14 protein-coding genes and 3 pseudogenes are annotated in these 13,360 nt (G+C 69.3%); 13 read left to right on the forward strand and 4 right to left on the reverse strand.

All coding sequences use genetic code 11. From position 1 onward, the window contains the following. The 3 genes and pseudogenes from AC08OU_RS15125 to AC08OU_RS15135 form a co-directional block, all read left to right on the forward strand. Positions 1 to 339: pseudogene (locus AC08OU_RS15125) on the forward strand (hypothetical protein); the annotation flags it as partial. A gap of 568 nt (positions 340 to 907) precedes the next feature. Beyond that, positions 908 to 1,084, forward strand: a pseudogene (locus AC08OU_RS15130) (IS66-like element ISFsp10 family transposase); the annotation flags it as partial. 138 nt (positions 1,085 to 1,222) lie between these two features. Beyond that, positions 1,223 to 1,369, forward strand: a complete 147-nt coding sequence (locus tag AC08OU_RS15135) for a hypothetical protein (RefSeq protein WP_476605163.1) — start codon at positions 1,223 to 1,225, stop codon at positions 1,367 to 1,369. 70 nt (positions 1,370 to 1,439) lie between these two features. Here AC08OU_RS15135 and AC08OU_RS15140 read toward each other — a convergent pair whose 3' ends face one another. Together AC08OU_RS15140 and AC08OU_RS15145 are read right to left on the reverse strand one after the other, a co-directional pair. Beyond that, positions 1,440 to 1,808: a type II toxin-antitoxin system PemK/MazF family toxin gene (locus tag AC08OU_RS15140; RefSeq protein WP_476600854.1), complete on the reverse strand. Its 369-nt coding sequence runs from the start codon at positions 1,806 to 1,808 to the stop codon at positions 1,440 to 1,442. Next, on the reverse strand, positions 1,805 to 2,074 hold the full coding sequence (locus tag AC08OU_RS15145) for a hypothetical protein (RefSeq protein WP_476594105.1): 270 nt from the start codon (positions 2,072 to 2,074) through the stop codon (positions 1,805 to 1,807). Before AC08OU_RS15145 ends, AC08OU_RS15140 begins: the two co-directional genes overlap by 4 nt. A gap of 922 nt (positions 2,075 to 2,996) precedes the next feature. Between AC08OU_RS15145 and AC08OU_RS15150 the strand changes: the two genes are divergently transcribed. The 3 genes from AC08OU_RS15150 to AC08OU_RS15160 all read left to right on the forward strand — a co-directional run bounded on the left by AC08OU_RS15150 (position 2,997) and on the right by AC08OU_RS15160 (position 5,340). After that, positions 2,997 to 3,920 carry an acyltransferase family protein gene (locus AC08OU_RS15150; protein WP_476600852.1) on the forward strand — a complete coding sequence of 308 codons (924 nt, stop codon included), beginning with the start codon at positions 2,997 to 2,999 and terminating at the stop codon, positions 3,918 to 3,920. A 463-nt stretch (positions 3,921 to 4,383) separates the two neighbouring features. Then, positions 4,384 to 4,644: a hypothetical protein gene (locus AC08OU_RS15155; RefSeq protein ID WP_476600851.1), complete on the forward strand. Its 261-nt coding sequence runs from the start codon at positions 4,384 to 4,386 to the stop codon at positions 4,642 to 4,644. Positions 4,645 to 4,995: 351 nt separating this feature from the next. After that, complete coding sequence (locus tag AC08OU_RS15160) at positions 4,996 to 5,340, forward strand: BlaI/MecI/CopY family transcriptional regulator (RefSeq protein ID WP_462186788.1); 345 nt, start codon at positions 4,996 to 4,998, stop codon at positions 5,338 to 5,340. A gap of 16 nt (positions 5,341 to 5,356) precedes the next feature. Here the strand turns inward: AC08OU_RS15160 and AC08OU_RS15165 are convergent, their stop codons facing one another. Next, positions 5,357 to 5,557 (reverse strand): recombinase family protein, encoded by a 201-nt coding sequence (locus AC08OU_RS15165; RefSeq protein ID WP_462186787.1) that lies wholly within the window; start codon positions 5,555 to 5,557, stop codon positions 5,357 to 5,359. A 12-nt stretch (positions 5,558 to 5,569) separates the two neighbouring features. Further along, positions 5,570 to 7,498, reverse strand: coding sequence for a sensor histidine kinase (locus AC08OU_RS15170; RefSeq protein ID WP_476605164.1), 1,929 nt, complete (start codon positions 7,496 to 7,498; stop codon positions 5,570 to 5,572). Positions 7,499 to 7,764: 266 nt separating this feature from the next. Between AC08OU_RS15170 and AC08OU_RS15175 the strand changes: the two genes are divergently transcribed. The 7 genes and pseudogenes from AC08OU_RS15175 to AC08OU_RS15205 form a co-directional block, all read left to right on the forward strand. Continuing rightward, a complete protein-coding gene (locus tag AC08OU_RS15175) occupies positions 7,765 to 7,980 on the forward strand; it encodes a hypothetical protein (protein ID WP_462186783.1) in 216 nt (71 codons plus the stop codon). Between the two features lie 384 nt (positions 7,981 to 8,364). Then, a complete protein-coding gene (locus AC08OU_RS15180; protein ID WP_476600846.1) occupies positions 8,365 to 9,138 on the forward strand; it encodes a hypothetical protein in 774 nt (257 codons plus the stop codon). A gap of 159 nt (positions 9,139 to 9,297) precedes the next feature. Continuing rightward, on the forward strand, positions 9,298 to 10,071 hold the full coding sequence (locus AC08OU_RS15185; RefSeq protein WP_476600844.1) for an SDR family NAD(P)-dependent oxidoreductase: 774 nt from the start codon (positions 9,298 to 9,300) through the stop codon (positions 10,069 to 10,071). Positions 10,072 to 10,649: 578 nt separating this feature from the next. Continuing rightward, positions 10,650 to 11,314 (forward strand): annotated as a pseudogene (locus tag AC08OU_RS15190) (IS66 family transposase); the annotation flags it as partial. Positions 11,315 to 11,460: 146 nt separating this feature from the next. Next, positions 11,461 to 11,718: a hypothetical protein gene (locus tag AC08OU_RS15195; RefSeq protein WP_476600842.1), complete on the forward strand. Its 258-nt coding sequence runs from the start codon at positions 11,461 to 11,463 to the stop codon at positions 11,716 to 11,718. After that, the gene (locus tag AC08OU_RS15200) at positions 11,715 to 12,095 is read left to right on the forward strand and encodes a PIN domain-containing protein (protein WP_462203698.1); all 381 of its coding nucleotides are present in this window, start codon (positions 11,715 to 11,717) and stop codon (positions 12,093 to 12,095) included. The genes AC08OU_RS15195 and AC08OU_RS15200 overlap by 4 nt, the downstream gene beginning before the upstream one ends. 609 nt (positions 12,096 to 12,704) lie before the next feature. Further along, the coding region (locus AC08OU_RS15205) for an alpha/beta fold hydrolase (protein WP_476605165.1) at positions 12,705 to 13,360 on the forward strand (656 nt) is incomplete at its 3' end.

Genomic DNA, 13,360 nt, shown 5'->3' on the forward strand with positions numbered 1-13,360 from the left:
GGCCGGCGTCCCGGGGCCGCGTTGCGCCGCGCGCGCCGCCGGCTGCGCCGGGACCTCGACCGCATTGGCGCGGAGCTGGCGAGCCTCGTGGACGAACGGCACCGGTTCGACGATCGGATGCGGCCGGTCGCCGGGCGGGTGGGCTCGAACGGGCCCCGACCCTCGAATGGGTCCCGACCGAGGGAGCGGGGCCTGCTGGGGGACGATGCCGTGCCGGAAAGGGAACTGCTCGCCGCGCGGCGTGCTCTCGACACCCGGGCGGACGAGCTTCGCCGGCGGGCGGATCGACTGCGCGGTGAGGCCGGCGCCGTCCTGGCTCAGAGGAATCATTCGCGATAGTCAGTCGACCGGGACCGGTCCGCGGTCGTGCACCGGGGCGAACCCCTGCCGGCGCGCCGCCGGGCCACGAGCTGCTGGGTCACCTGTTCGCGCTTGGTTCTTTCAAGATAATCAACAGTGTTGACGAACCTAGACAAACCATTTTCAATCTTGAAAAACCCCAAAAGAGACATAACCAAGCAACTGGGCGAATTGTGGGGAGCCAGTCACGGTTTGGGGACCGCAGACCGTGCCCAGGTCCCCCAAATTCACCGGCCGACGGCTGGCCGACGGATTGTGGTCGCCATGTGAGACCGAGCAAGCCTGGTACATCCATAGGAGTCGAAATGAAATAACTTGCGCGTTTCGAACCCTCCACAGGCCTGTGACCTGCGATGATGCTATCGATCACGTATTTGTTACTTCATTACGTCCCCATAGTTCCAGCGCGTTGCGTGCGGCTATCGACCCCCAACAACATGCTGAGCTGGATGCGATTGGTGTCGCTGCGGGGTGGCTGTTCAGCTGGGGTCATCGTGGGTGGCCGGCTGTTCGCCGGATCTTGTGTGGTAGTCGTTTCGGCGTCCTGCCTCCGCTGCCACGGCCGCACGTGACCGAGTACCGGGTCGTGGCCAGGGTCTGCCCGTGCTGCGCGGCGACCACCAGCGGGGACACCCCGGCGGGGGTGACGGGCCGGGTCGGCTACGGGCCGGGCCTGCTCGCGCAGGCGGCGTGGCTGGTGTGCGCGCAGCACCTGCCGGTCCGCAGCGGCCCGGGCCCGGAAGGCCGCTACCCTCAAGGCCGTTATCCTCTGCTGTAACCGACCGGAGCGGGAGAAACGATCTTCACCTACGAGTTCGCCACGGTGGAATGGTTGTGGGACCAAGGATCCATCCGGGCCAACATGCCCCGGGGCAAGGAGCGGACGTTCCCCGGCAGCTACGACGAGTTGGTCACGGTACTGTCCGACCTCGGCGGCCAGGGCTGGGACGTGGCCACGTGCGCGGCCACCGGGAACTGGCTGTTCTGGACGCTGCGGCGGCAACGCTGATGTCGGGCTGAACGGGACGGGGAGGTGACGTGGCGAACCTGCGCGACTCGCCAACCGTACCCGCGGCGGGTCAGCCGAAGGCGACCATCTCGCGTAGCCACTCGCTCAGCTTGGCGATTTCGGTGGCCGACGCGGTGCCCAGCGGTGTGGACCGGGTGAACCGTTGGGTGGATACCGCCGTGATCTCCTCGGTGCGTGCCCAGCTCGGCCGGTCCAGGCCGGACTCGGGCGAGTCGATGCGCACGTGATGGTCCAGGCCCCGGTCACGCGCGGTCAGGGGCACCACGAGGGCCATGTCGATCGGGAACCGGCAGTGCGTCGCCGAGCCGACCACCACGGCCGGGCGCGGGCCGCCCTGCTCGTGCCCGATCGGCTGACCGAAGTCCACCAGCCACACCAGCCACACCTGCCAGGGCGCGAGCCTCAGCGCCCGGCTCACCGGTGGTACTCCGGGTACTCCTCACGTGCATCCGGCAGGCCGTCGCCGGCCGCGTCGTCGGTCAGCCGCGCCTCGGCCTGGTAGCTGGCCCACTCCTCGGGGTTGGCGCGCAGTTCCTCGTACCGCCGCATGATGCGGTTGATCTTGTGTTCCTTGACCAGGCGCCGGACCGCCTCGCCCAGCGGCACGCCCTGGAAGTCCCGCTCGGCGATCTCCGCCAGTTCGTCGCGTAGCCCACTGTCCAGCTGCATAGATGTCGTAGCCATACACTCCAGTGTGGCACCTGCTATAGGTCAAGCTATGGCAGTAGGTCGACCTACGACAGCGCGGCTTGTCCTCGAGTGCGGTGCTGTGGGACGACCACATCGCCCATGTCGCCCATGCTCGGCGCGATGGTGCCTACGGGGCGCGATGCCCGGTCGCAGGTCTCCAGCCGCACCGGCCTGATCGGGCACGGTTCAGATCGCCGTTCCCCGCGCCAGACATACGCTCGGACGAACGTTGATGTTGTCAAGCGTCGCCCGCGCCCGACCGGCCGATGCGCACCCGGCCGGGATCCCGGGTGGCGTGCACCTGCTCTGACCATCCACGTCCCCTGGCCAGCCACGTGCCCTGACCACTCACGTGCCCTGACCATCGGACCGGCTTCGGACGGAACGACGTATCGAGCGCCTGCCCCGGGGATGGCCGGGGCCGCCGGCCGGACCACGCGGCACAGGGAAACGGTGGTCCGATCGGAACACGTCACCGGATGCGGCTTTCGCATACATCATGACACGCACAGCAAACACTACCCTTACGTTAGGGTTGAATGGTGCCGGTGCGTGACGAGCGCCCGCGAGGCGGGCGGCCGAGCAGCGTCCCCGGCGCCGGACGTCCGCGGAAAACGGATGTCCGGCGGGAAAGGAACGTCCGGAGGAAAGGGACCACACCGCATGACCGATCAGCACCCACCGTTCGCCGTGTCTCCCCGCCGGGTCCCCCACCAGCGGAGCCGATACCCGTGCTCACACCCACACCCAGGGCCGGCACGCTGGCCGCGGCCTTTGATCCTCACCGCAACAACCTCAACGCGCTGCGCCTCATCCTGGCCGGCGCGGTGCTCGTGTCCCACTCATGGCTGTTCGTCCGGGGAGAACCGGACCCGTTGACACGTCTGCCCGGCGCCCCGACCTCGGCACATTTGCCGTGGACGGCTTCTTCCTCCTCAGCGGCTTCCTGATCACCCGTAGCCACCTGCGGGCACCATCCACCGCCCGTTTCCTCTGGCACCGGTTCCTGCGGGTCGTGCCTGCCTTCTGGGTCTGTCTCGCGCTGACCGCCGTCGCGATCGGTCCACTGCTGTGGCGCCTGGACCGGGGCACCACCGCCGGCTACCCCTGGACCGGCCATGACTCGGCGGTCCGCTACCTGCTCGTCAACGCGGCGCTGAAGATGAACCAGTTCAATATCGGCGACCTACGCGCCGGGCAGGCCGTGGACGGCCCCCTGCACACCCTGTTCTTCGAATCGCTGTGCTACCTGATGGTCGGCGTTTTCGGCGCGGTGGGGATTCTGCGCCGCCGCCGCGGGCTCGTCCTCACCCTCGCCGTCGGCGGGGTGGTCCTCGGCGCCAACCGGCTCACCGACTCCCACATCCTGAAGTACACGGCCGTCTTCCTCATCGGGGCGGCGATGTTCCTCTACGCCGACCGCATCCCGCGCAGCCGGGCCCTACTCATCGCCGCCGCGGCCCTGCTCGCCGCGGGCCTGCTCATCCCCCACGCCTACCGGCCCCTCGCCCTGGCCCCGCTGGCCTACCTGCTGCTGTACGCCGGAACCGGACGGGGGCTGTCGCGGGTGGGGGCGCGTCGCGATCTGTCCTACGGCATCTACGTCTACGCCTGGCCGCTGCAACTGCTCCTGCTCGAAGCCGGGGCCGATGCGGGTATCGGTACGGGTGCCGTCGTCGTGCACATCGCGGCTTCCCTCGCCGTCACCTCCCTCGCCGCCCTCGCAAGCTGGTATGCCATCGAAGCACCCGCCCTTGCGCTGAAATCCTGGCAATCGCCGTTGCCAAGACGTTCAACGGACGCGGGCGCGGCGCACCTGTTCGTCCCGCGGAGCCGTTGACCCCCGCCAAGGCCGACGCAACGCTCTACCCCACAGATGGATCTTCTAAGATGCGAAATGTGAGGCGCGGGTCTGTGATCTGGGCCGCGACGACGGTCGGGCGAGGTGTCCGGTCCGTCCTGGTGGCCGCCGTGGCCGTCGGCCTGGCCGTCACCGCCCACACGGCCGCCTGCGCGATGACCCCGTCACTGTTGATGGCGGTCATCGGGCTGGTACTCGCCGCCCGGGTCTGCTGGGGGGTGTCCGCCCGACGGATGTCACGCAGGCGTCTCACCGGACTGGTGCTGGCCGTCCAGGCCGGTCTGCACGTGGCGTTCACCGTCACCGTCCCCCCCGGATCCCACCCTTCCGGCCTCGCGCATTCCCCCGGCCTCGCGCCCACCCTCGCGGGGGGCACCGGCCAGGTGGCCGGCCTCCAGCCCCACGCCGGCGTGGGGCTGGACCTGTTGCCCGGGGGCCGGGCATGCTCGTGGCGCATCTGCTCGCCGCATTCGGGCTCGCCTGCTGGCTCTCCCTCGGCGAAAACCTGCTCTGGCGGGCCGCGCAGGGCGCCGCGGCCGCCGTACGACGCGCCGCCGGGCGCCTGCGGCGCCGTGACGGCCGCGTCCTACTCCTCGTTCCCGACCCGGTCACACGCCTGCCGGCGCGGCGACGGACCCGTCGGCCGGTCCTGCTGCATTACATCGTCATCCGTCGGGGCCCGCCGGTCCATGGGATGCTCTGAGCGGTCCGACGGCCGGCCCCGGTATCCCACAGATCCACCAACCCCCTTGCCCGCGTCGCGGGCCGGATCGTGTCGTCCCTCGATCCGCCGCCCGCGCCTGGCACCCGCGTGGCACCCGGTGGCCATCCTCGGCATCCCCATTCCATGTCCACGTGCGTCCGGTGACGTGGCAGATCGTCCGGCTCCCCACGAAACAAACGGGCCGGTGTGCCCGGCCGCCCGAATCGGTACGGCCACGGTACGGCCACCTCGACGTCTCGGGACTGATCAGTAACCCGCGGAGTCACCATGTCCGTAGTCGCCATGTCTGCACCAGTCAGGCCGGTCCCGCAGAGGCGTGCGGCCGGCGAGTTGGAACGCGAGGTCCTGGCCCTGCTCTGGGCCGCAGCCGAACCGCTGATGCCCTTCCAGGTTCAGCGCCGGCTGGGTCGGGGGCTCGCGCAGAGCACGGTCGCCACCACCCTGCTGCGGCTGGTGGCCAAGGGACTCGCCGAACGCGCGCCGCACGGCCGGGGATTCGCCTACCGTCCGCTGCAGCGCGCCGAGGACCACGCGGCGGAACAGATGATGAACTTCCTGGGCCGCGGCGACGATCCCGGCGCCGTGTTGCGCTGCTTCGCCCGCCACCTCCCACCGCACCACCGCGACGTCCTCCGCCAGGAACTCGCCGACGGAGAGCACCACGAGAACGGCTAGAAACGGCTAGAAACGGCTAGAAGATGTGAGCATGAAGCCAGGTGAGCTCGGCGCCGAGGGTGACCAGGTGCAGCGGGGAGCGGCCGAGCCGGTCCAGGCGGGTGACCTTGAGGGTGTCGCCGGCACGCAGCAGCGCGTCGACCTGGTGATCGGGGTTCTGGTCCGCGGTCGAAACCCGCGCGTAGCCGATCAGCACGGCGCCAAAAATACCCGACAACGATCCGTGCTCTCACGTTCGGGCTGGCGTCGCGGTCGCGGGGGCCGCGGCCGGATCGCGAGGACGGTGAAGGGCTGCGGTCGCGCCGAGCGGTGGGACCGCAGGGATGCCGGCGGCGGGAAGCTCGATCTCGAGGATGTCGAAGACGCCATCGTTGTAGAGGGTGTCGGTACGCAGCCGGCCGCCGTGGGCGGAGACGACCTGCTCGATGACGTAGCGGATTCCCGCTGCGGAGGGGGCTGCCAGCGCGCTGGCCTCGGTGTCGTCGGGAAGGACGCGGGTGGGTGTACGGATCCGGAGAATGATCAGGTCGGTGCCGATATGAACCGGGGCCCCGGCTGGTGTGGAACGCAGGACGGTGTCGACGAGGTCACCCAGAAGCCGGCGCAGAGTGGCACCGTCCATCCGGACAGGTAGGTATGCGGGGGCGTCCACGACGACCAGGCAGCCGGTGTGGGTGGTGTGCAGCACGGTCTGGACATCGGCGAGAGCCGCGGTGAGATCGCTGGCGTTGATGTCGGTGTGCGCGGCGGTCGTCGCGGTGACCATGCTCTCAAGGAGGCGCTCGAGCTGGCGGGTGCTGTCGATCGCTGTGTCGAGCCGGCCGGCCAGCGTGCCGCCCTCCGCCTCTCCGCTGCGGGCATCGGTCAGGACAGCGCGGATACCCGCAAGCGGGGCACGGAACTCGTGGGCGACGGTGTCGACCAGATCGCGGCGCAGCCGGTCGGTCTCTTCCAGCCGCGCGGTCAGGCTTGCCTGTTCGTGGACGTGCGCGCGGTAGTCCTCATCGGTGCCCCGGCGGATGACGGTCTCCGGCCGCCGGGACAACCACGGCCGCCGACGCCAGGCTGATGCCCCACTGACGGGTGTCTCCGCGTCAGGGGAGGGCGTGGCCGGTGCCGGGGACGGGCCGGGGGTTGAGGGGGGAGCGGCGGCCTGTTCCTCGAGGAGGGCGACGCGGGCGGTGAGGTGGGCTTCCCGCCGGCGCAGATGCTCGACCAGCCGCTCGGCTTCGACCGCCCGATCCTCGGTAACCGTGAGGAGCGTTGCCGTCTCGACCCAGCGAGCCTCGGCCTCCCGTTCACGCTCCTCGGCTTGGGCGACGCTGGCCGCCGCGGCGAGAGCGCGAGCCTCGGTCGCGTCGGCGTCGGCTGCGTCGGCGCTGGCGAGCGCGGCGGCGGCGGTGGCCAGCGCGGCGTCGCGGTCCTCTTCGGCCTGCTGACACCGGGCGCCGAGCTCGATCAGGCGGGCGCGTAGGTCGCCGCGTACCCGGTCGGCTTCCTCCAGCCGCTGGTCCGCAGCCTCGGCCCGCTCGCCGTCCTGTCGGGCCCGCTCCAGGGCGGCGGCGAGCTGGCGTTCCACCTCCTCCAGGTCCGCTCGGGGAACGTGGGCCGCTCGTGTGGCCCGTGTGGGGGCCACCGAAACCTCGGCTGTCGCAACCAGCGGGTCGGCCGCGGCTGCCGGCACCATCGCGATCGGCGAGGTGGTGGTCACCGGCATGCCGGCGACGGGGATCGCCAACAGCCAGGCGACCGCGGGCCAGTCCCGGTCCGCGGTCGCGGCCTCGGCGGCCTCCAACGCGCGGCTTGCCTCCTCCTTCGCCAGCGTGGTCCGCCCGGCCCGTGACCCTTCGCACCACCGCTTGAACAGGCAGAAAGCCGTAAGCGTCGCGGATTCCCGGTCGGGCTCCGGAAGCTTGTTCAGATAGCAGACGATCTGGTCCCAGTCGAGTTTCGTTTTCCCTGTGAACCGCCGCTCGATCTTCTTTTTCTCGGCGTCGTGACCGGGGTCGCCCACCGGCAGCGAACAGCAGGACTTCCACGGCACCTGGTAGAGGGCGTGCAGGAGGTGGAAGAACAGCAGAAGACACCGGTGGTCGCGGGAGACTCCGTTGTCGATGGCAGGCCAGCGACCGCCCTGATCCTTCGGGTTCCCGGTCACCGCGGCCCTATTTTCCCTGGTGGGCAGGCGATCCACCGATACTGTCGCTACCTCCACCGGGTAGCGACAGTACCGGTGGACGGTTGCGACACCATCTGGAGAAAGACCGTCGCCGGTGGTGGTGCGGGGTTGCGACGCACATTGCTGTGTACTCCCGAATGTCTCTATTGACATGCGAAGTTACGGCACTTGTCGGGGGATCAGGCAGACGATAAAACATCCCCAAAATTAACTAGCCATACACCCGATAACAAAGGACGTACGTCATGCCCCCAACCCGTACGAGCATGTTGCTGGCCCCGCTCCCGGCCATGGCGCTGGTGGCCGTGAGCGCGTACTACCTCGGCTGGCTTCCGGCGCTCACAGCGGCGCTGACCTACGCCGTCCAGCCCCGGGTGCCCTACACGCCGACCCCCGGCCAGAGCGCCCCGCGCGTCGCCCACCCTCGGCGCGAGGATCCAGATGATCATGATTGCCGGTAGGTCTGGCGACCATCTGGATAGTCAGATCAAACTAGTCTGAACGGGCTACGTCGAGGATATCCGTTGTTGCTGTGTCGACTTCCGGGGTGCACCGCCAGGTCAGGGCCCCGGAAAGTCGCCGGAAAGTCGGCCGACGACCGGCGTGTCGCCAGGCAGGGTCGGGAGCCACCCGCACGGACGACCCGCAGTGGTCCGAGGTCGTCGTGAGGAGTTCGGCCTCGGCCCACCGCCGGGCGTCGGCAGGCGGGCAGCTCCGACGAGGCCGCCGAGCTCCTCCGCAGCGAGGGCATCGAGGTACCATGAGCCAGGCCGCGGGATAGGTTGGGTCGGCAGCCATATCCGTCCCGCCAGTGGCGGCGCCGGGCCGTACTGGACCCGACCGGCATGCTTTTCTCGTCACCGCTGGCTGAGCGGGTAGTGGCCGTCTACACCGACGCCTACTTCGCCCAGCGCCTTTCCCAAGCCGAGCACACCGCGGCGTTCGCGAGCGACCATCCGGGCCGCGTCGTTCCGGTGGTTGTGGCTGACTGCTCGATCCCTGAGCTGTACGCGCCGCCGACCCGGATCGAGCTGCTCGGGTTGGAAGAGGACGACGCTCGCCGCCGGCTTCTCGACGGAGTGTCGGCGGGCTTACGTGGGTCCGGTTCACCGGTCACCTTTCCGGGCCGAGCGGAGTTCCCCCGGCGGCTGCCGCGGATCTGGAACGTCCCGGCCCGAAACCCGTTCTTCACCGGCCGCGACGACCTTCTCCGGGCGTTGGACGGCCGCCTGCGTCAACCCGACGCGGAGGCAATCGCTGTTGTGCCGCTGCGAGGAATGGGAGGTGTGGGCAAGACCCAGCTCGCAGTCGAGTACGCTCACAGACGCGCCGCCGGATACCAGATCGTGTGGTGGCTCAACGCGGAGAACCCCACGCTGGCGACCAACGGGCTGGTCGAACTCGCGGCGGCACTGGGACTACCTACGGCGGGGTCCCCGGCCGAGGTTCTGCGGTTGCTGTGGTCCGCCTTGGCGGCCGGGTGGCCCGGGGGACTACAGGAAGGAGTGGACAATCACTTCTCGATGGCCGTCACGGCTGAGGACAGTGAAGTCGAGGACAAACTCTTCCTGGTGAACCCCTGCGGCTGGCACTGGGAGGAACCGGACTATCCGTGCTGAAAATGCCCGCCCGCGCCTGGACCGGAGCGCTGTGGCCCAGGCGTCCGTGCGGGTCGGTACGTGCGCGCGCCGCGTGTCGTCCCGGTCGGCTCCGATAGCTTATCTGCGTCGCGGCACGGCCTCTGCGCTCGAGCGCGGAGCTGCGTGAAGGGAGCACTGGTGGCGGATTTCCTGGTCGAGCTCTTCTCGCTGCGGGAGCGCACCGCGGTGGTGACCGGAGCGACCTCCGGTATCGGCCGCGGCATTGCCCTCGCGCTTGGCCGTGCCGGCGCGCGGGTGGTCGCGCTCGGCCGCCGTGCCGACGCCCTGGAGTCCGTAGTGGAGGAACTCAGCGATGCTGGCGGCGCCGCCGCAGGCATCCGGTGCGATCTGGCCGATCGCGCCGAGCTGAGCAAGGCGGCCGATCAGGCGGCCGAACCGTTCGGGGAGCCCGACATCCTCGTCACCTCGGCAGGCGTAAACATCAGACCGCCCTTCGGCGGTCTGACCGACGAGGAGTGGGACCTGACGATGGCGGTGAATCTCGACGCTCCCTTCCTCCTGGGCCGTCGGTACGGCCCAGGAATGGCGGAGCGCGGCTGGGGAAGGATCATTAATCTGGCGTCGCAGCAGTCGATCCGCGCGTTCGGCAACAGCGGCGCGTACGGGGTGTCCAAAGCCGGTGTCGCGGCACTGACTAGGTCTCAGGCCGAGGCTTGGTCGAAACGCGGTGTGTGCTGCAACGCGATCGCTCCGGGATTCGTCCGGACACCGCTTACCAAGACCGTCTTCAACGATCCGGAGCGGGCGACGGCAATGGCCAATCGAACAATGCTGGGGCGAAACGGCGAGTTGTCGGACCTGGTGGGCGCCGCTGTGTTCTTGGCCGGCCCCGCCGCCGTCTACCTTACCGGCCAGACGCTGTTCGTGGACGGAGGCTTCTCCGCTACCTGACGGTGGGTTCCACCGCCCTGGCGCGGCCGGGAGTTCGATCCAACAGCCCGGCGGGTGTGCCGCCGCGCTGCCCGATCGGAGCAGGTCCCGAAGCAGGGGCGAATGCGCCTTGGCGACGTCAAATCCGGTTCCGGTCGCATCGACGATGTGGTCGAAATGGTCGATCCGGCTCCGGCCCCCGGCAGGGCACGCGTGACCGCGAAGCCGTAGCCTGATCGGCTTACGTCCAGCACGCCAGTGCGAAGGTCGAGCTGCCCGGTCTCGATGAACTCCCACAGCTTGACGGCGTTCTCGATCGGAATGCAGTGGCGGTACATACCCCAGAACACGTACTGCTCCCGCATGAATCGTTCCTTCGTCGCGGGAGGGAGCGTCCTAAACCAGCGCAGCAAGCGTCTCGCTTGCATATCCGCAAGCGAAAATGCTGGCCGGGCTGGCAGTTCGTAAGTAGTCGGAAGTCTTGTGGTTGATCGGTGCCGGGGCCTCATCAGTGTTGGCTGTGTGTGGTTCGCTGGCCGTGTTGGGTGATCTCCGGCTTGTCGGGATGGTTTGCTGCGGTGCGTGACGGCTACGGGGGCTGCGGCAGGCCGGTGACGGTGACCGCGCCCGGCCCGTCGAAGGCGATCGGCAAAGAGCTGTTCACGAACCGGTTCCTCGCGATGCTGCTCGTGGAGCGCTATGTCGCGGGCCGGTCGCAGAACTCGCTGGTCACCGGCCTGGCCCGCCAGGGCGCCCGGATCTCGCCGGCGACGCTGACGGGGGTGTGCGCCCAGGTCGGCGGCCTGCTCACCCCGCTCGCCGAGAAGATCGTCGAACGGTCGCGCGGGTCGTGGCACCTGCACGCCGACGAGACGAGATGACCTGGCGGGTGTTCACCCCCGACGGCCAGGACACCTCGGCGCGCTGGTGGCTGTGGGTCTTCCTCGGCCCGGACTCGGTGTGCTTCGTGATGGACCCGACCCGGTCGGCGGCGGTGCTCGCCGGCCATGTCGGGATCAGCGAGACCACCGGCCAGCTCGACGGCGCCGGCGGCCCGCGCCGGCTGGTGATCTCCTCGGACTTCTACACCGTCTACGCCTCCGCCGGCCGCAAGGCGGACGGGATCGTCAACCTGTTCCGCTGGGTCCACGTCCGCCGCTACTTCCTGCGGGCCGGGGACGGCAACCCCGCCCAGCTCGGGATCTGGGCCCGCCAGTGGCGCGAGCGGATCGGCGCGCTCTACGCCACCCACGGTGACGCCGCCCGGCAGCATGCCCACACCCAACTTCCGACTACTTACGGCAGTTCTGCGACCCTGATCTGGCTGGCCGCCGCTACCAGGTAGCCGGGATCCGATACGGGTACGCGAACGTACCCGTATCCTGCTGGGTGGGTGAAAGGAGGCTGTCCATGGCGGATGCGAATGTGCGGATTCCGGCGGAGGCGCGGGATCGGTTGGCGGAGGTGGCGGCGGCGGAGGGGTTGTCGTTGCGGGCGTATCTGTCGCGGTTGGCGAGCACGCTGCTGACGCCGGCGGAACGTGCGGAGCGCGCCGAGCGGGCTCGGGCGGTGCTGCGGGAGTGGAGCGGCTACGACCCGACGGAGGAGGAAGCCGCGCAGGTCGATGCCGAGCTGAACCGTCGGCTGGCGCGGGCGTTGGGGCGGTGAGCGACGCGCTGCATGTGGTGCTGGACGAGACGGCGATGGTCTCGGCCGGCTACGGCAACGTGCTGGCGTCCCGGTTGATCCAGCGCGCTCACACCGTGCCGGGTCATTTTCTGTATGCCCCGGCGTGTGCGCTGGTGGAGGCGGACCGGGCCCGGCCGGGAACCGCCGAGCACATCGCCGCGCTGCCTGCGGTGACCATCGTGGAGTTGGACCTGGCGGCCGCGCTCGCGGTGGCCCGCGGTACCTGCTGGGCGCCGGCGCACGTCCTGTACGCGGCCGAGCCCACCTCGGAGCGTCCCGAGGGTGCGATGATCGCGACGGCGGTGCCGGATCGGTGGGCGGGCCAGCCGGTGCGTCTGTTGGATCTCAGCCCGTGAGCTGGTCCGGCCCGGCGGCTCCACCGCAGCCAACACCCGTCTTGGCGCCTGCGGGCGGGTCGTGGCTGCTGCCGTCACGGCAAGAAGACGGAAAGGGGAGCCGGGAGGGTTCGGCAGACGCTCGCTCACCTACCTCGGATACGGGCTGCGCGACATGTCCTGCGGCAAAGCTCGCTGACGCCACCCGGCCGGGTGAGGGCGAGTTCCTGGATGGACGTCTCGGGAAATCACGGCGCGGACTATGGTGGTGGCCGGGCAGAGCACCGTCCAGTTCCGCGTGGCCGGAAGGTTCGCCCTGGTGATGATGCGATACGCGTTCCGCCTGTATGTGGCTGGGCAGTCGGAGCAGTCCAGCACTGCCGAGGAGAGTAACGAGGCCTATATTCATGCTCATGCTGGCAGGTGGACGCAAGCGCCACGCACTCGACCGAACCGGAGAGTGGAGGCCAGATGCGCCAGTCCCGATCAGCCCGTATCCCACGCCCATTCCTTGCTGCCGTGCTTGCGGTGAGCCTGCCGCTGCTGACCGGAATATCAGGGTCGGGTTTGTCCGCGTCCGCCGCTGCGGCCACCCGGACAAAGCTAACCTGGAAATCGTGTGAGAATGGGTTGGAGTGCGCGGCTCTGCCCGTTCCGTTGGACCACGCCAGGCCTGCCGCAGGCACGGTCAACCTGGCGTTGATCCGTGCTCCGGCCCGCCAGCCACACCGGCGGATCGGCTCGCTGGTAATGCTGGCCGGTGGGCCGGGCCAGTCGGGAGTCGGGTTCATCCGCGACTGGCTGGGCTTCTTCGGCGCGTCGTTGCGCGACCGTTTCGACATCGTCGGGTTCGACCAGCGGGGTGTCGGTGGGAGCGCGCCGGTCCGTTGCAGCAGCGGGCAGGATAATGATCCGCTAGCCGCCGCCTCCCCGTTCGCGATCCACTCCCGCGCTGGGAGTGAGGATGACGACGTGTACAAGGAGCTGGTTGACGACAGGCGTCAGTGGGCGCAGGGCTGCGTACGGTTCAGCGGCGCTGAACTGCCGTACCTGTCGACCGAGGCCGCGGCCCGGGATCTCGATCTGCTGCGAGCCGCGCTCGGCGAGGACAAGCTCACCTCTTACGGGGGATCCTACGGCACCGTGCTGGGCACCACCTACGCCAGCATGTTCCCGACCCGGATCCGGGCGCTGGTGCTGGACGGCGTAGAAGATCCGAACGTGTGGATGAACCAACCGCAGGAGGACCTACGCCGAATGGCTCAGGACTTCGAGACCGCGCTAGT

Source organism: Frankia sp. CcMO1 (assembly GCF_977945845.1).

Bases quoted from the DNA above. Each gene is read 5' to 3' on its own strand.
- AC08OU_RS15180 (WP_476600846.1), top strand. From the start codon at position 8,365: ATGCTTTTCTCGTCACCGCTGGCTGAGCGGGTAGTGGCCGTCTACACC.
- AC08OU_RS15175 (WP_462186783.1), top strand. From the start codon at position 7,765: ATGCCCCCAACCCGTACGAGCATGTTGCTGGCCCCGCTCCCGGCCATG.
- AC08OU_RS15145 (WP_476594105.1), bottom strand. From the start codon at position 2,074: ATGGCTACGACATCTATGCAGCTGGACAGTGGGCTACGCGACGAACTG.
- AC08OU_RS15155 (WP_476600851.1), top strand. From the start codon at position 4,384: ATGCTCGTGGCGCATCTGCTCGCCGCATTCGGGCTCGCCTGCTGGCTC.
- AC08OU_RS15135 (WP_476605163.1), top strand. From the start codon at position 1,223: ATGCCCCGGGGCAAGGAGCGGACGTTCCCCGGCAGCTACGACGAGTTG.
- AC08OU_RS15195 (WP_476600842.1), top strand. From the start codon at position 11,461: ATGGCGGATGCGAATGTGCGGATTCCGGCGGAGGCGCGGGATCGGTTG.